The sequence below is a fragment of the Armatimonadota bacterium genome (assembly GCA_031459855.1).
In the GTDB taxonomy this organism is placed as follows: domain Bacteria; phylum Sysuimicrobiota; class Sysuimicrobiia; order Sysuimicrobiales; family Humicultoraceae; genus Fervidifonticultor; species Fervidifonticultor primus.
Map to the genome: position 1 here is coordinate 767181 of JAVKHP010000001.1, position 16258 is coordinate 783438.

Annotated in this window: 15 protein-coding genes; 7 read left to right on the plus strand and 8 right to left on the minus strand. The window is 71.1% G+C overall.

Translation table 11 applies throughout. The annotated features are described in order from the left end of the window. Positions 1-141: 141 nt before the first annotated feature. Positions 142-1086 (plus strand): DUF47 family protein, encoded by a 945-nt coding sequence (locus QN157_03510; GenBank protein MDR7554653.1) that lies wholly within the window; start codon positions 142-144, stop codon positions 1084-1086. A gap of 91 nt (positions 1087-1177) precedes the next feature. Here the strand turns inward: QN157_03510 and guaB are convergent, their stop codons facing one another. From guaB to QN157_03530, 4 genes are all read right to left on the minus strand, one after another. Continuing rightward, positions 1178-2617: an IMP dehydrogenase gene (gene guaB, locus QN157_03515; GenBank protein MDR7554654.1), complete on the minus strand. Its 1440-nt coding sequence runs from the start codon at positions 2615-2617 to the stop codon at positions 1178-1180. 167 nt (positions 2618-2784) lie between these two features. After that, positions 2785-3549: a ZIP family metal transporter gene (locus QN157_03520; protein ID MDR7554655.1), complete on the minus strand. Its 765-nt coding sequence runs from the start codon at positions 3547-3549 to the stop codon at positions 2785-2787. 244 nt (positions 3550-3793) lie between these two features. Beyond that, positions 3794-4603 carry a hypothetical protein gene (locus tag QN157_03525; GenBank protein ID MDR7554656.1) on the minus strand — a complete coding sequence of 270 codons (810 nt, stop codon included), beginning with the start codon at positions 4601-4603 and terminating at the stop codon, positions 3794-3796. Between the two features lie 331 nt (positions 4604-4934). After that, on the minus strand, positions 4935-5321 hold the full coding sequence (locus tag QN157_03530; protein MDR7554657.1) for a DUF3795 domain-containing protein: 387 nt from the start codon (positions 5319-5321) through the stop codon (positions 4935-4937). Between the two features lie 357 nt (positions 5322-5678). Between QN157_03530 and glnA the strand changes: the two genes are divergently transcribed. Further along, positions 5679-7001: a type I glutamate--ammonia ligase gene (gene glnA, locus QN157_03535; protein MDR7554658.1), complete on the plus strand. Its 1323-nt coding sequence runs from the start codon at positions 5679-5681 to the stop codon at positions 6999-7001. Here glnA and QN157_03540 read toward each other — a convergent pair. From QN157_03540 to QN157_03550, 3 genes are all read right to left on the minus strand, one after another. Next, positions 6952-7326 (minus strand): nucleotidyltransferase domain-containing protein, encoded by a 375-nt coding sequence (locus QN157_03540; GenBank protein MDR7554659.1) that lies wholly within the window; start codon positions 7324-7326, stop codon positions 6952-6954. The genes glnA and QN157_03540 overlap by 50 nt on opposite strands. A 101-nt stretch (positions 7327-7427) precedes the next feature. Beyond that, the gene (locus QN157_03545; protein ID MDR7554660.1) at positions 7428-7682 is read right to left on the minus strand and encodes a HEPN domain-containing protein; all 255 of its coding nucleotides are present in this window, start codon (positions 7680-7682) and stop codon (positions 7428-7430) included. A gap of 146 nt (positions 7683-7828) precedes the next feature. Then, the gene (locus tag QN157_03550) at positions 7829-8557 is read right to left on the minus strand and encodes a DUF881 domain-containing protein (GenBank protein ID MDR7554661.1); all 729 of its coding nucleotides are present in this window, start codon (positions 8555-8557) and stop codon (positions 7829-7831) included. Positions 8558-8736: 179 nt separating this feature from the next. Here QN157_03550 and QN157_03555 point away from each other — a divergent pair, with 179 nt between their 5' ends. Then, complete coding sequence (locus QN157_03555) at positions 8737-9306, plus strand: DUF420 domain-containing protein (protein MDR7554662.1); 570 nt, start codon at positions 8737-8739, stop codon at positions 9304-9306. Between the two features lie 97 nt (positions 9307-9403). Here the strand turns inward: QN157_03555 and QN157_03560 are convergent, their stop codons facing one another. Continuing rightward, complete coding sequence (locus tag QN157_03560) at positions 9404-10069, minus strand: hypothetical protein (protein ID MDR7554663.1); 666 nt, start codon at positions 10067-10069, stop codon at positions 9404-9406. Between the two features lie 229 nt (positions 10070-10298). On the opposite strand from QN157_03560, the gene QN157_03565 reads away from it, so the two are divergent. The 4 genes from QN157_03565 (at position 10299) to QN157_03580 (ending at position 16173) form a co-directional block, all read left to right on the plus strand. Further along, positions 10299-10640, plus strand: a complete 342-nt coding sequence (locus QN157_03565) for a hypothetical protein (protein MDR7554664.1) — start codon at positions 10299-10301, stop codon at positions 10638-10640. Positions 10641-10758: 118 nt separating this feature from the next. After that, the gene (locus QN157_03570) at positions 10759-11682 is read left to right on the plus strand and encodes a 4Fe-4S dicluster domain-containing protein (GenBank protein ID MDR7554665.1); all 924 of its coding nucleotides are present in this window, start codon (positions 10759-10761) and stop codon (positions 11680-11682) included. A 10-nt stretch (positions 11683-11692) separates the two neighbouring features. After that, positions 11693-12922 (plus strand): NrfD/PsrC family molybdoenzyme membrane anchor subunit, encoded by a 1230-nt coding sequence (nrfD, locus tag QN157_03575; protein MDR7554666.1) that lies wholly within the window; start codon positions 11693-11695, stop codon positions 12920-12922. Beyond that, positions 12919-16173 (plus strand): molybdopterin-dependent oxidoreductase, encoded by a 3255-nt coding sequence (locus tag QN157_03580; GenBank protein MDR7554667.1) that lies wholly within the window; start codon positions 12919-12921, stop codon positions 16171-16173. The genes nrfD and QN157_03580 overlap by 4 nt, the downstream gene beginning before the upstream one ends. The last annotated feature ends 85 nt before the right edge of the window (positions 16174-16258 follow it).

Sequence of the window (16258 nt, forward strand, 5' to 3'; positions counted from 1 at the left end):
GTACGAACGACCTGCTGCGTCGCGAGAAGCGCGGGAGACACCAGGTGACGCCCGGGCCCACGTTTCACGTAGTCTTGACGCAAGGTTCACGAACTGTTGGTATCGTGTCAAGGGCGGGCGCGCGCATCCGGAGGATGTTGCATGGCCGTATCACCGTCGTTCTCCGCCAAGCCGTCGGCGTCACCCGAGGAGCGGGAGTACGCCCTGCTGGACGAGATGGCGACGGCCATCGAGCAGGCGGCGATCGCGCTGGAGGCGCTCCTCGACGGGCGCGCCGCGGCGGCGGCGACCTGGCACACCATCCGCGACCTCGAGCACAAGGGCGACGCCATCGCCCGCGACCTGTTCGACTTACTCGGCACGGCACCGAGCGACCGACAGGATCGGGCGGCCCTCCAGACCCTGGTGGGGTTGCTGGACGACGTCCTGGACGCCATCGAGGCCGCCGCCGCACGGCTGGCCATGCACCGCATCCGGCGCGCCATCGCGCCCGCGCGCACGATGGGGCAGGCCGTCCTGGCCGCGGCGCGGGACCTCCGCCTGGCGATGGGGAGCCTGCGGCGCGCCAGCGACGTGTTCCCGCACACACGAGCGCTGCACCGCCACGAGAACCTGGCTGACGACGCCCTCCGCGCGGCGATCGACTACCTCTTCACCAACGGCGCGAGCGCCAGGGACATCATCAAATGGAAGGACATCTGTGAGTTCCTGGAGGCCGCGACCGACCGGTGTGAGGACATCGCCAACGTGGCGGAGACGCTGGCCGTGCGCTCCGGCCGGGAGGGCCGGCTGGTCGCCGGGCAAGTGGTCATGGACGTGGAACGGCATGAGGTCACGGTGGCGGGCGCACCGGTGCCGTTGTCGGTCAAGGAGTTCGAGGTGCTGCGCCTGCTGCTGCGCCACCAGGGCAAGGTCGTCCGCCGGCAGCGCCTCCTCCACGACGTCTGGGGCGACGACTACGTTGGCGACACGCGGACCCTCGACACGCACATCGGCTGGTTACGCAGGAAGCTCGAGCCTCGTGGCCAGGTCCGTATCGTGGCGATGCGCGGCGTGGGCTACCGCCTGGACTTGATCCCAAGCTAGCGCCGCGGGCGGGACTGCCGACCCGGCGGTACGTGCCGCGTCGCCCCGACCGGCCGCCGCCGGGCGGGTTCCCCGAGGCCCGCCGGCGCCCCTACAGCAACTCGACGTCGTGGGGCAGGCTCTCCCGCAACCCCGCGGGCGTGATGCGGATGAACTCGGCGTTGGCCCACAGCTCGGGAATGGTGCGGGCCCCGCAGTAGCTCATCCCCGAGCGCAGCCCGCCCAGCAGTTGCTGGAGCACGTCGGCGACCTTGCCGCGGTAGGGCACCAGGGCCTCGACACCTTCGGCCACGATCTGGCTGAGGTCCTCGTCATCCACCGGCGCGTCCAGCGCCCGGCGGCGCGCCGTGGCCCACAGGCTGGCCATGCCGCGGTAGGTCTTGTACTGGCGACCGTTGCGGACCACCGTGGCGCCCGGGCTCTCCTCAGTGCCGGCCAGCAGGTTGCCCAGCATCACCGTGCTCGCGCCGGCGGCCAGGGCCTTGGTGATGTCACCCGAGCCGCGGATCCCGCCGTCGGCGATGATGGGCACCCCGGTGCCGGCGGCGGCGCGGGCGCAGTCCATGATCGCCGTGAGCTGCGGCACGCCGGCACCGGTGACGATGCGGGTGGTGCACGTGGAGCCGGGACCAACCCCCACCTTGACCGCGTCGGCGCCCCGGGCAATGAGGTCGCGCGTGCCCTCGGCCGTGGCCACGTTGCCGGCGACGAGCGGCACGTCGGGGAACCGGGCCCGGAGCCGCTCCAGGGCGGCCAGCGCCGTCTCGGTGTGCCCGTGGGCAACGTCCAGCACCAGGGCGTCGACCCCCTCGGCCACCAGCGCCGCCGCGCGCTCGAGGTAGTCGCCGCGAATCCCCACCGCCGCCCCGACCCGCAGGCGCCCGCGCTCGTCCTTGGTGGCCTCAGGGTGCTGGAGGCGACTGCGGATGTCGCGGCTGGTGATGAGGCCGGCCAGGGTACCGTTGCCGTCCACCAGCGGCAGCTTCTCGATGCGGTGCGCGTGGAGGATCCGGCGCGCCTCCTCCAGGCCGGTGCCCGGGGGCGCGGTCACCAGGCGCTCCCGGGGGGTCATGACCGCGGCCACGGGCTTGTCCAGGTCGTCTTCGAACAGCAGGTCGCGCGCCGTCACCATCCCCAGCAGGTGCCCGTTCTCCACCACCAGCAGCCCGGCCGAGCCGTGCTCGTCCATGAACGCGAGGGCATCGCGGATGGGCCGGGTGGGCTCGATGGTGTAGGGTTCCTCGATCACGACGCTCTCGGCGCGCTTGACGCGCCGCACCTCGGCCACCTGCCGTTCGATGGGCAGGAAGCGGTGGATGATTCCCATGCCGCCCTCGCGGGCGATGGCGATGGCCATCTCGCTCTCCGTCACCGCGTCCATGTTGGCGCTCACGATGGGGATGGCCATGCTGATCTGCCGGGTGAACTGCGTGCGGGTGGACACCTGCGCGCGGGTCTCCACCGCGGAGCGCTTGGGCACCAGCAGCACGTCGTCGAACGTCAACCCCACGCGGATCTCGTCCTGTCGCATGTCGCGCGCTCCACCGAACGAACCCCTGTCGTGGACGCCCCAACCGGGACCGTGCACACCGTGACCGGGCGGGTCTCCCCCGCACCGCGTCCTGCGCACGCCACGGCCCGGCGTCCCACGACCATTGTACGCCTCGCCCCGGCCACCGGTGTATGCCCTGCCCCGGGCTACTGCAGCACGTTCTGCAGCAACATCATCAGCAGGAAGCCGACCAGCACCGCGGCGGCGGCGTCGTTGCGGTCGCTGTGCTCCAACGCTTCGGGGAGCATCTCGCCGAACACCAGAAAGCCCATGGCCCCGGCGGCGAACCCGAGGCCCAGGGGGACCAGCGGGGAGAACAGCGCCACGGCCAGCGCCGCCGGCACGGCCAGTACCGGCTGGGGCAGACTGGTGAAGATCGCCCACCAGATGCAGGCCCATCCCGAGAACCCCTCGGCCCGCAGCGGCAGGGAGACCGCCAGCCCCTCGGGGACGTTGTGGATCGCCAGTGCGATGGTCAGCAGCACGGCCAGGGTCATCTCGCCCGAGCCGAACCCCACGCCGATGGCCACGCCCTCGGAGATGCTGTGGACGAACATCGCGCCGATGACCAGCAGCGCCCGGCGCGCCGGCGCGCCCTGCAGATGGTAGAAGTTGGGGTGCGCGTGGCGTAAGCGTCGCTCGGCTACCCAGAAGAACAGCGCGCCCAGCGCCGCGCCCGCCGCCACGGTGGTATGGCCCGCACGCTGGACGCCCTCGAACACCAGGTTGAACACCGAGGCCGACAGCATCATGCCGCCGCTGAAGCCCCAGGCCAGGCCCAGCAGCCGTTGGGGGAGCGCGGAGACGAACAGGAAGGGCACCCCGCCCAGTCCCGTGGCGATGGCGGTGGCCAGGCCGGCCAGGAAGGTGAGCAGGGCGAGGGCGTCGGGGGAGAGCGTGCTGGGATCCATACTCCTCCACTATGCCCGGTCGGCCGCCCACCCTCAACCGGTGCCAGCGCACGTCGGGCCGCACCTGCAGGTGCTACCTTGGCGGCTACCTTGGCGCTACCTCACGGCGCTACCATACAAAGAGCAGATCGCTGCCCCTCAGGCCCTGCTACAGGACACCCGCCGGGCCGCACCCCGGGTACTCCCCCGTTGGTGCGGCCCGGTTGGGCGTCAGCGGGCCACAGACATGCGGCCCGTGCGTTCGTTAGAAGTGCTTCTCCCTGATGAAGGTCCCGTGCCAGGTGTGGTACCAGACCTGGCCCGTGTAGGCGTTGACGCTCAGCATGCCGATCGTCTTGCCCGCCCGCTCGACGTCGAAGGTGAAGTAGCCATAGAAGGCGGTGCCCTCATCGGGGACGGCTCCGGGCAGGACCTGCGCCAGGTACTCCGCCGCGAGGGCGCGGGCGCGGTCCCGTGTGATCGTGGGGGTAGCCGCAGGCGCACCGGGTGCCGCACCGGGCCCACCCTGCACGCACCACCCGCCGCCCATCATGCCGGGACCGTACGGGCCCGGCCCACCAGCGCCGCGGCCGGGCGTCCCGCCCGGTCCCATCATGCCCGGACCCCGGGGACCACCGCCCATCATGCCCGGGCCATACGCGCCACGGGCTGCCCCTGCGAAGCCCCCAACCCCGGCCATGTGTCCGTACTTCGTGTTCCACATCATGTTCGGCCCGGGCTCTGGCCGTACTGCCCCGTTCCGCGCGACCAGGAGCTCGAACGCCCCGAGGCCGGTGCTCTTCTCGACGACGACCGCGTAGAAGTGGTTGGAGAACTCCATGATCTCTTTGAGTGCCAGGTCCGGGTTGCCCCATGCCGCCAGCACCTGCCGGACGCGCTCGGCGGCGGCATCGATGGTGAGCGCGCCCCCGCCTGCCGCGGGAGGCGCGGACCACCACCACCCGTGCATTCCCCACGCCGGGAACCCTGGCCCCGGCTGCGCGAGGACAGGTACGGCGAGGGCGGCCACGACGGCCAGCACTCCCGCGCTCAGGTAGACGTGTCGACGACTCACGGTGCCTCACCCTCCTTGGAACATCCAGTCTCCCCCTGTCCCACGCTAGCGGGCCCGTGCGAACCCGTCATGAACGACGTGTGAACCGCCCGTGAACCGCATCGCTACCCGCAGGCACGCTGACGTGGGGCCAGCCGAAGAACCCGGAGCAGCGCAGCGTGGGACGCAGGCGACCCTCGTCGGGCACGCGGACACGTGGCCCGGCAGGCCACGGGGCCCGGTTCGGGACATACTGGCCGGCGGCGTCCGGAGCGTGTCTACAGCGTGTCTCCCAAGACAGCGCGTCGACGTCGCGCCGCCGACGCTGCGGGCGCGCTGGCCCGACCGTTTCCTACCGCGACCGCGGCTGCAGCGGGCAGAGCACCCCGGTGAACGACCGCTCTTTGGCCCACGCGGCCCAGGCGCGCTCGCCCAGGCTCGCCCGCATGGCGGCCGAGACGACGCGCTCGCCCGGCTTGGGATCGTGGGCGCTGAAGAGCAGCAGCAGGTGGCAGGGGAACTCCGGGCACACCCCGCAGTGCTCCACCCCGCGAATGCGGGCGCAGGTATAGATCGGGCAGATGTTCCGCAGGTCGACTTCCTCCTGGCGTGAGCAGGCAGGCACGTTCTGCTCGAACCAGGAATCGCCCTCGAAGTAGGCCCCGCAAATCCCGGCGAAGCGCCGCCCTCCCAGTTCCTCGTCGGCGCGGCGAATGGCCTCTTCCCGTGTGGTGACCATGGCCGGCCCTCCTGTGATTCCACGGTAGCCCCTGGCGGTGCGGGTGTCTATCGAGCGCCCGCTGTATTCGGCCTCCGCGCCTGCGCCACGGCGTCCGGACGGTGCCGCCCCAGGTAGGCACCACCTGGCCAGCCCCCTTCCCGGGCCCCGCCCCAGGTGGTATCGTGCAGCTGGACCCCGGGTGGACCCTCGTCAGGCCGGCGTTTCCCGCTCGCAGGACAACGAGGTCGCGCGCCCGCAACCGGCCGTCGCGCGTTCGCGCGCGGCCTGCGCTGACGTGAGGGGGAGGCGTCACGGGCCCCGCCGGCAGCAGCGCCAGCAGCGTCCAGACCATCCCGTGGGCCAGGAGGCGACGCCATGACCACAGCACAGGTCCTCGAGCAGGCCGCCGCGCGCGGCGTGCGGTTCGTACGGCTGCAGTTCACCGACATCCTGGGCGTCCTCAAGAACGTCGAGATCCCCGTGGACGAGCTGGAGAAAGCGCTGAACAACGAGATCATGTTCGACGGCTCCTCGATCGAAGGGTTCGTGCGCATCGAGGAGTCGGACATGTACCTGATCCCCGACCCGGCCACGTTCGCCGTCTTCCCGTGGAAGGATCAGGAGGGGATCACGGCGCGCCTGATCTGCGACGTCTACACCGCCGACGGGGAACCCTTCGCCGGTGACCCGCGGTCGGTACTCAAGCGGGCCATCGCCGCCGCGTCGCAGCGGGGCTTCACCATGATGGCCGGACCGGAGTGCGAGTTCTTCCTCTTCCCCCTCGACGCCAGCGGCCAGCCCGTCCTGCAGACGCACGACCGTGCCGGGTACTTCGACCTGGCGCCGGTCGACAAGGGCGAGGAGGCCCGGGCCGACATGGTCACGGCGCTGTCGGCCATGGGGTTCGAGGTGGAAGCCGCCCACCACGAGGTGGCGCCGGGGCAGCACGAGATCGACTTCCGGTACGCCGACGTGCTGCGCACCGCCGACAACGTGGCGACGTTCCGGTTCGTGGTGCGCACCATCGCCAGGCGTCACGGCCTGCACGCCACGTTCATGCCCAAGCCCCTGGCCGGCATCAACGGCTCGGGCATGCACACCCACCAGTCGCTCTACCGCGGTGGCACCAACGCCTTCTACGACCCGGACGGCCCCTATCAGCTGAGCGCGGTCTGCCTGCACTACACCGGTGGGCTGCTGGCCCACGCCCGGGGCATGACCGCGGTCACCAACCCCCTGGTGAACTCCTACAAGCGGCTGGTGCCGGGCTACGAGGCGCCGGTCTACATCGCGTGGGCCGAGCGCAACCGCTCGCCGCTGGTGCGCATCCCCGCGGCGCGGGGCCCCGCCACCCGCGTGGAGCTGCGGATGCCCGATCCCTCCTGCAACCCGTACCTGGCCCTGGCCGTCATGCTGGCCGCCGGGCTCGACGGCATCGACCGGCGGCTGGACCCGGGGCCACCGCTGAACCGCAACATCTACGCCATGACCGAGGACGAGCTGGACCAGCTGGGCATCCAGGTGCTGCCCCGCAACCTGGACGAGGCCATGCGGGAGCTGCTGGCCGACGAGGTGGTCTGCGCGACCCTGGGCGGGCACATCGTCGACCACCTGCGCCAGGCCAAGCGGCTGGAGTGGCGGGAGTACGTCAGCCGGGTCCACCCGTGGGAGGTCGATCGCTACCTGACGACGTTCTGAGGTCTTCCCAGACCGTCACCCCGTCGCGGACCGCCTCGGCCACCGTCGAGATCTCCCGGGCCTTTCGCGCAAACTCTTCGGGCGTGTAACAGAGCGGCTCCAGCTCCACGTCGAGGTCCCAGAGATCCAGGACCGCCCGGAGCCGAGCGGTCCACGCCACGCCCGCGAATGCCGGCGAGACGAAGAGCAGGTCATAGTCGCTGTCGTCCAGCTCGTCGCCTCGCGCCCGGGAACCAAAGAGGATGACCCGCACCAGGGGCAGCCGTGCGTGCACCCGGCGCAGAAACCGCTCTAGTCTCGGCCGGTCAACGCCGAGGTGACCCACCGACGTACGCGTTCGGCCGCCTGCAGCAACCCGGAGGCCTTGCGTTCATCGTAGTTCTCCGTAGGCACCCCGTTGGCCGCGTCGGGATAGCGCGAGGCGGCCTACTCCGGATTGAGCAGCCGCAGGTCGCTCATGACCTCCTCCGGCACCTCCAGCGTACGGCCCAGTTCGACCAGGTTGGGCGTTCGGGGTGGCATGGTCCGCCGGAGTTCGATGATCGCGCCTTTCAGCCACTTCGCGGTCGCCTGGTGGCATGCGAACGCGGCCGCGAAGTAGAACCCTGCCTGCGCGCTGGCCCGCGCGTGCGCCATGTCGGCGTCGGCCTGTGCCAACCACCGCCGTGCTTCTTCACGCATCCGTGCCTCCGGCGCGACCCGACGTCGTCACGACCTCTCCTACGCATACTACCGCAGACGGTGAACCCGAGCGCGGCCCGCTCTGCCGGGCCGATCCATGGCGCCCACCTGGACGGGGCCCGCTGTCGTCCCCTCGTCCCGCCGGGCTACCGCAGATCCACCGGGCGGACGTACGAGAGGGTCTGAGGCCCTCGGTAGGCCGGAATCCGCACCCGCTCGGCGCGCGTCACGCGCACCGGGAAGCCGAAGGCGCGCAGGTAGTCCAGGTAGCCGCCCCGCCGGGAGACGTACTCCGCCAGCTGCGTTGCATCCCCGATCGCCGCGATCTGCAGCGGCGGGGTCATCCGGCGGCCGTTCACGCGGAAGGTGTGGAACAGGCTCTGGATCCCGGTGGTCGCCACGACCCGTTCCCCGTTGATCGCGACGGCTTCGGCGCCCGCGCCCCACAGGTCGTGCAGCACCATGGCCACGTCGTAATTGTGGAGGATCACCTCGTTGGGGTCCTCACCCGGCCGCAGGGGACGGGGGTTGTCCGCCAGGTCCACCACGATGCCCGGCCCCTCCAGCGCGGTCATGCCCGCCCGCGCGCGCAAGGGCTCGAGGTCGCGCAACAACGCACCGACGCCGTGGCGCTGCCCTGCGGCTGCGTCCTGCAGGGCAGCGATCCGCGCCCGCAGCGTCTCGACCTCGGCGCTCAGGGCGGCAATGGCGCGATCCTGCACCCGCAGGCGGTAGGCCAGCTCCTCCAGCCCAGGCGGCGGCACGCCAAACGTGGAGCGGATCGCCAGCGCGGTGCGCAGCTGGGTGCCCATGCCAAGCCCCAGGGCGAGGCTGACGGCGGCCATGGCGAGCTGCAACGTGGTGCGCGTGTGCACGGCGGTCCACCGGCACCTACAGCGTGGTTCGCCGGACCGGCGGGAGTTCCTGGGCGCGCCTGCGATTCGGCACGGCGGGCACGACGATCCCGTCCGGACTCCCCGCCATCGGTGGACGGGTACCACTCTCGTGCCGGCACAGCAGGGAACGCGCTGCCCGCAGGCCGAACCCCTTTGTGATGGCACGCAGGAATCCCACCGACACTCCTGGGGCGTCCCTGGCCGGCACCGCAGCGATCACCCTGGTAGCCTACGCGGTGCTCGGCTACGTGCTGTCGCGGCGGCCTCCCGCCGAGGTGTCCCCCCAGGTTCGCCACGCGCTGGGGATCCTCCCGACCCTGATTGCCCTGGTCAACGCCACGGCCCTGGTCTTTCTTCTGGCCGGCTGGAAGGCCGTGCGCGCCGGGCGCATCGCCGCCCACCGTCGGTTCATGCTCGGGGCCGTGGCGCTGATCGCGGTGTTCCTCGTGCTGTACGTGACGCGGGTGGCGCTGGGCGGGGTGAAGGCGTTCCCAGGGCCGCCCGAGGTCCGCCGCTACGTCTACCTGCCCGCGCTAACGGTACACGTCGTGCTCTCGATCCTGACCGTGCCGCCGGTCGTCTTCAACGTCCTGACGGGTCTGGGCCGGCGCATCGACGAGGTGCCGACGACCGCGCACCCCCGGGTGGGGCGGGTGGCCGTCACGCTCTGGTCGGTCAGCCTGGCCCTGGGAATCCTGGTCTACTTCCTGCTCAACGTGTTCTACTAGCATCGTCTGCCGGCATCGCCTGGACACCGGGCAGCGCGGAGGACCGAGCGCGCGGGCAATCGGCCGGGGGCAGGTCGCGTGTCCCCGTCGCGTGTCCTCATGGCTCCACCACGAACGCCCCGGGGGCGATCATCCACTTGTGTCCCCACCCGCACGTCCCTGTGCCCGCCAGCGGGTCGGCGTCGAGGCAGATGACATCGAACCGGCCCGACCGCCCCGCGGTGAAGGTCACACTGACGATCGCCGGGGCGCGCTGGCGCACGGCGTCCTGCACCGTGGCCGGCGCCGGCGTCTGCGGGGGCCGTCCTCTGAGCGCCTCGGCCACCCTGGTCGTGACGTAGACGGGATGGCCCGCGATCCCGACGATGTGCTCTACGTTCCCCAGCGCCACGTCCTCCAGGATCCGCGCCTGGATCCTGGGGTCTCCTGGCGCAAGACCGGCGATCCCCTGCTGTACGGTGCGCCGCGCGTAGGCCAGAAACGTCTCGCGCCGCAGCGCGAGCGCGGGGACGATGTGCAGGGTGACCTGCTCGCCGGTCCGCACCCTGATGGCCGCCACTTCGACGAGGTCCTGATCGTAGAACGCGAACCCGTAGTGGTAGGGGACGACGTAGAACGTCCGCCCCGCCGCACGCGGCGTCGGGGGTGGTACCCGCCCCCGCCCCCACAGGAACAGCACGGCGAGCCCGGTGGTAGCCGCCAACAGCAGCGTGGCCGCGAACCGGCGTCCCGGGCGCCAGCGCCAGCTGCGTCGAAGCATCATCCCACCACCTCCAGCATCGTGACCCCGTGGCTGCCGTCGGCGACGGCGGATGCGTTCTGTGACGTGTGCGCACCTCCTCCCGACCGCCGCGCAGCGTGCCGTTCCCTCTCCGCGCGATCCTGGTGTGCGCTGACCTAAACACCCTTGAAAGGGGCATCGACCTAGCAAAGAGGGTGGCCACTGCCGCGCGCTGCTGCGCGCACGAGCCGTCCGCCGCGATGCGGACGCCGTGACCCTGAACTTCACGCCCGCGCGCTGCACCGCGTGCGAGCTGTGCGTGGGAACATGCCCGGGACGAGGTGTCCTGGCCGTTGCGCGCATCACCGACCTCCAGCAGCTCAGCGGCGGCTCCGTGGTCCTGGCCCGCAGCGCGCACCAGTGGTGCGCGGCCTGCGGCGCGCTGTTCGCTCCGGAGGCCATGGGAGCCAGAGTAGCCGCGCTGCTCGGCGCGGCGTCGTCCTCCGCCCGGCTGGTCACGGGCCTGTGTCCTGCCTGCCGGCCGGTGGCCATCGGGTCTGCGCCCGATATGCCGGGGCTCCCGCCCGGTGCCGCCACCCGCAGGATCGGGTAGATGCCCGATTGCTGGCACAGGGGTCCTTCTCTAGGCTCGACAGCAGAACCGCCCCGGGAGGAGGACCATGGTGCCCACACGGGCTCACCCGACCGGCACGCGCCCAAAGACCGCGGGCATGCGCTCCACCACTGCCGACGACCCCACACCGCACGCACGCGCGACGGCCCCACGACGCCAGTTCCTGCAGACCCTGGGTGCCGGCGCGGCCACACTGCTGGCGCTGGACGTGCTGGAGAGCCTCGCGGCTGCGCCCGCAGCGGCCGCCCCACCGCCTGCCGCGCCGGCTGTGCAGGCCACGACGCCGGGCCCGCCGCCGGCTGGGGGGCCCGACCCCGCGCCGCAGGACGTGCTGGTCCGCATGCGGGCCGACCTGGAGCGGGCCCTGCGCAAGCCCGCCACCCAGCGCCAGTGGGTGATGGTCATCGACCTGCGCAAGTGCGTCGGGTGCAGCGCGTGCACCATCGCCTGCGTCGCGGAGAACAAGCTGCCACCGGGCGTGGTCTACCGCCCCGTCGTCGAGGAAGAGCTCGGTACCTACCCCCACGTGACGCGACGGTTCCTCCCGCGGCCGTGCATGCAGTGCGACAACCCGCCCTGCGTGCCCGTCTGCCCGGTGGCGGCCACGTACAAGCGCCCTGACGGCATCGTGGCCATCGACTACGACCGGTGCATCGGGTGCCGGTACTGTCTCGTGGCCTGTCCGTACAACGCGCGGACCTTCGACGCCGGCGAGCGGTACACCGACGGGACCCCCGAGACGAGCCCGGTGGAGCGGCTGCCGGCGTTCGAGTACGGCCAGCGCCGCACGCGCGAGCACGACGCCTCGCCCGTGGGCAACGCCCGCAAGTGCCACTTCTGCACCCACCGGCTGGAGGCCGGACTGCTGCCGGCCTGCGTCAGCACCTGCATCGGCCGGGCCACGTTCTTCGGCGATGCCAGCGACCCGGACAGCCTGGTCAGCGAACTCGTGGCCAAGCCCAACGTCATGCGGCTGAAGGAAGAGCTGGGCACTCAGCCGCGCGTCTACTACCTGCTGTGAGGGAGATCCCATGAAGCGCGCGCTGTACGTGCTGTGGGCTGTCGCCTTCGCCCTGGGCGCCTGGGGCGTGTGGGAACGGCTGACCCTGGGCCACCGCCTGGCGGGGTACGGCTCCTACGTGGTGTGGGGGCTCTGGGTCTCGGCCTACATCTACCTGGTGGGGCTCTCGGCGGGGGCATTCCTCCTGTCGTCGCTCGTGTACGTCTTCGGCCTCCAGCGCCTGGAACGCATCGGCAAGCTGGCGCTCTTCACCGCCATCGTGACGCTCCTGGTGGCCCTGCTGTCCATCTGGTTCGACCTGGGGCACATGGCGCGGTTCTACCGGGTGTTCACCTCGCCCAACTTCAGCTCCATGATGGCCTGGATGATCTGGCTATACACCGCCTACTTCGTCCTGCTGCTGGCCGAAGCGTACCTGGCGTTCCGCCCCGACCTGGTCCGGTGGAGCCGCGATGCGGCCCGCACCCCCATCCAGCGCGTGGTCGCCCGCTGGCTCACGCTCGGGCGCACCGCCCTGGACCCGGCCACGGTGGCCGCCGAGGGCCGCGCCGTCAGGATCCTGGGCACCATCGGTGTACCGCTCGCCGTGGCCTTCCACGGGGGCGTCGGTGCCCTCTTCGCCACCGTCAGCGCCAAGCTCTACTGGCACCAGTCCATCGTGCCCATCCTGTTCCTGACCGGCGCCCTGGTCTCGGGCGGAGGGTTGCTCACGGCCGTCGTCGCGTTCGCGTGGGCCCCGCGCGACGACGCCTGGCGGCAGCTCACGGCGCTGCTCGGCCGCCTGCTCCTGGTGCTGGTCCTGGTCGACGTCCTCCTGGAGTGGGCCGAGTTCTCGATCCCGCTCTGGTACGGCACGAGCCCCGAAGGCCACTTGCTGCGCCAGGTGCTGTGGGGGCCGTACTGGTGGGTCTTCTGGATCGTGCACCTGGGACTGGGCACCGCGATCCCCACGATTCTACTGGTCGCCCGCGGCCGTGACCCCATCGCGGTGGGGACGGCCGGCCTGCTGGTCGCGGCCACCTTCATGAGCGTGCGTCTGAACGTGGTGATCCCCGCACAGCTGGAACCGGCGCTGCGCGGCCTGGAGCGGGCGTTCGTCGGGCCGCGCCTGGTGTTCCAGTACGCGCCGACGGTGCACGAATGGCTGGTGACGCTCTTCGTGCTGACCGTCGGGGCCGCGCTGTTCTGGCTGGGAGCCAGGATCCTCCCGCTGATCGACGCAAAGGAGGTCGTGCGATGAGCGAGCGCTCGCTGTCCGTCGGCTCGCCTGGCCGCCTGCGGGTCACCCGGCGGCAGGTCCTCAAGGCCACCGCGCTGGCCGGCAGCGGGACGCTGCTGGGCCGGATGCCGGGCCTGGTCGGCAGGCTCCAGCAGGCCGGCGCCCAGCCGCCTGATGTCCGCTATCCCCTCGCCCGGCCGGAGAACGTCCTCTACTCGGCGTGTCTGGGCTGCAACACCGGCTGCGGCATCAAGGTGGGCATCGTCGACGGGGTGGCCGCCAAGATCGACGGGAACCCCTACAACCCGTTCACGCTGGTACCCCACCTGCCCTACGCCACCGCGCCCGCCCAGGCCGTGGGCGTGGAGGGCGCCATTTGCCCCAAGGGCCAGGCGGGCCTGCTGACAGTCTACGACCCGTTCCGCATCCGCCGGGTGCTCAAGCGCGCCGGCCCCCGAGGCTCCAACCGCTGGCGCACCATCCCCTTCGAGCAGGCGGTGACCGAGATCGTGGAGGGCGGGCGGCTGTTCGCGGACATCGGCGAAGATCGCCACGTCCCCGGCCTGCGCGAGGTGTGGGCGCTGCGGGACCCCAAGGTCGCCAAGGCCATGGACGCCGCCGTCGGCGCGATCCGCGCCGAGAAGGATCCGGCGAAGAAGCGGGCGCTGGTCGAGCAGTTCAAGCGTGATTTCCGCGAGCACCTCCACACGCTGATCGACCCCGACCATCCCGACCTGGGGCCCAAGAACAACCAGTTCCTGTACGTCTTCGGACGGCAGAAGGCAGGGCGCGCCGAGTTCGTGCGGCGGTTCGTGGTCGACAGCTTCGGCTCGGTCAACTTCCACGGCCACACCACCGTCTGCCAGGGGTCGCTCTACTTCGCCTGCAAGGCCATCAGCGAGCAGTACCAGCTCGACCCCAAGAGCGGCAAGATGAAGTGGACGGGCGGGGCCAAGGCCTACTGGCAGGGCGACGCGGAAGGCGCCGAGTTCATGATCTTCGTGGGAGCCTCGCCCTTCGAGGGCAACTACGGGCCGTCCAACCGCGTCCCGCGGATCACCGAGGGCCTGGTCAGCGGTCGGCTGAAGTTCGCCGTGATCGACCCGCGGCTCTCCAAGACCGCCGCCAAGGCCTGGCGGTGGGTGCCGGCACGGCCCGGCACCGAGGCGGCGTTCGCGCTGGGCATGATGCGGTGGATCATGGAGCACCGCCGCTTCGACGAGCGCTTCCTGCGCAACGCCAACAAGGCGGCGGCCGCGGCCGACGGCGAGCCGTCGTGGACCAACGCCACCTGGCTGGTGAAGCTCGACCACGGCAAGCCCGGCGCGTTCCTGCGCGGCTCCGACCTGGGGATCAAGCCCGCCACGCGCACCGCCACGGTGAAGGACAAGACCGTGGAGTACGCGTTCGATCCCTTCGTGGTGCTCAGCGGCGGCCAGCCCGTGCTGGTCGACCCCTACGACGAGCAGACGCCGGTCGAGGGCGACCTCTTCGTCGCGGGCACCGTCGGCGGGCACCAGGTCAAGAGCGCCCTGCAGCTCCTGTGGGAGGAGGCTGCGGCGCGCACCATCGAGCAGTGGGCCGAGATCTGCGGGGTCCGCCCCGCGGACATCGTCGACCTCGCCCGGGAGTTCACCAGCCACGGCAAGAAGGCCGTGGCCGACATCCACCGCGGCGTCAGCCAGCACACCAACGGGTTCTACAACGTGGTGGCCTGGATGAGCCTGAACGCGCTGATCGGGAACATCGACTGGAAGGGCGGCTCGGCCTACGCCAAGGTCTACGACATCAGCGGCAGCAAGGAGGGCCAGCCCTTCCCGCTGGCCGACCTGCACCCGAAGAAGACCACGGCGTTCGGCATCTCGCTGATCCGCCACGAGACCACGTACGAGGAGTCGACGCTCTTCGCCGGCTACCCCGCCCGGCGGCCCTGGTACCCGCTGGCGTCGGACATCTACCAGGAGATCGTGCCCTCGCTGGGCGACGGGTATCCGTATCCCATCAAGATCGCCTACCTGTACATGGGCTCGCCGGTCTACGCCCTCCCCGGGGGCCACACGAACATCGAGATCCTCAAGGACCCCGAGAAGCTGCCGCTGTTCATCGCGTGCGACATCACCATCGGCGAGACCTCCATGTACGCCGACTACATCATCCCCGACCTCTCGTACCTGGAGCGGTGGGAGTTCCACGGCTCGCACCCCAACATGACCGTCAAGGTGCAGCCGGTCCGGCAGCCCGTCATCCCACCCATTCCCGAGACCGTCCGCGTCTTCGGCGAGGAGATGCCGGCCTGCCACGAGGCGTTCTTCCTGGCCTGCGCCGAGAAGCTCGGCCTGCCCGGCTTCGGCAAGGATGGGTTCGGCCCGGGGATGGACTTCCGGCGCCCGGAGGACTTCTACCTGAAGCAGGTGGCCAACCTCGCCGCGGGCGAGAAGCCCGGCGACGCCGTGCCCGACGCCGACGACGCCGAGGTCCGGCTCTTCCTCGAGGCGCGCCGGCACCTGCCCGGGACCGTGTTCGACCCCGAGAAGTGGAAGGCCGCAGTCGGCGACGCGTGGTGGCGCAAGGTCGTCTACGTCCTCAACCGCGGCGGCCGGTTCCAGGACCACGCGAAGGCGTACAAAGGAGCGCAGCTCGGCAACCCCTACGGCAAGCTGTTCAACCTCTACCAGGAGAAGACCGCCAAGACCAAGGACTCGATGACGGGCAAGCCCTTCCCCGGCCTGGCGACGTACCTGCCCGGCCCGGTGGACGTGACCGGCAAGCCCATCGACGACGCGGCGGCAGGATACGACCTGCGCCTGATCACCTACCGGGAGGTGACCCACACCAAGTCGCGCACGGCCAGCAACTACTGGCTGCTGGCACTGTTGCCCGAGAACAGCGTGCTGGTGTCTCGCCAAGACGCCGAGCGCCTGGGGCTGCGCGACGGGGACAGCGTGCGGGTGACCTCGGCCAGTAACCCCGAGGGCATTTGGGACCTCGGCAACGGGCAGACCAAGCCCATGGTCGGACGCGTCAGGATCACCGAGGGCCTGCGCCCCGGCGTGGTGGCGTTCTCGCTGGGCCACGGCCACTGGGCCTACGGCGCCACCGACGTGGTCATCGACGGGAAGACGGTCCGGGGTGATGCGCGCCGCGGCCGCGGGATCCACGCCAACGCCGCGATGCGCCTGGACCCGGTGTTGAAGAACACGTGCCTGAGCGATCCGGTGGGCGCCAGTGCGGTCTTCTACGATACGCAGGTGAAGCTGGTGAAGAGCGCATGACCGCCCGGGACGGGCACGCTGGAGCAGCCGGCCGGGGACGCGTTCGGGGTCAGCGCCGGGTGGGCCGACGCCGGGGCCCGCGGTG

Bases quoted from the DNA above. Each gene is read 5' to 3' on its own strand.
- QN157_03510 (MDR7554653.1), top strand. From the start codon at position 142: ATGGCCGTATCACCGTCGTTCTCCGCCAAGCCGTCGGCGTCACCCGAG.
- guaB (MDR7554654.1), bottom strand. From the start codon at position 2,617: ATGCGACAGGACGAGATCCGCGTGGGGTTGACGTTCGACGACGTGCTG.
- QN157_03520 (MDR7554655.1), bottom strand. From the start codon at position 3,549: ATGGATCCCAGCACGCTCTCCCCCGACGCCCTCGCCCTGCTCACCTTC.
- QN157_03530 (MDR7554657.1), bottom strand. From the start codon at position 5,321: ATGGTCACCACACGGGAAGAGGCCATTCGCCGCGCCGACGAGGAACTG.
- glnA (MDR7554658.1), top strand. From the start codon at position 5,679: ATGACCACAGCACAGGTCCTCGAGCAGGCCGCCGCGCGCGGCGTGCGG.
- QN157_03545 (MDR7554660.1), bottom strand. From the start codon at position 7,682: ATGCGTGAAGAAGCACGGCGGTGGTTGGCACAGGCCGACGCCGACATG.
- QN157_03555 (MDR7554662.1), top strand. From the start codon at position 8,737: ATGGCACGCAGGAATCCCACCGACACTCCTGGGGCGTCCCTGGCCGGC.
- QN157_03560 (MDR7554663.1), bottom strand. From the start codon at position 10,069: ATGATGCTTCGACGCAGCTGGCGCTGGCGCCCGGGACGCCGGTTCGCG.
- QN157_03570 (MDR7554665.1), top strand. From the start codon at position 10,759: ATGCGCTCCACCACTGCCGACGACCCCACACCGCACGCACGCGCGACG.
- nrfD (MDR7554666.1), top strand. From the start codon at position 11,693: ATGAAGCGCGCGCTGTACGTGCTGTGGGCTGTCGCCTTCGCCCTGGGC.
- QN157_03580 (MDR7554667.1), top strand. From the start codon at position 12,919: ATGAGCGAGCGCTCGCTGTCCGTCGGCTCGCCTGGCCGCCTGCGGGTC.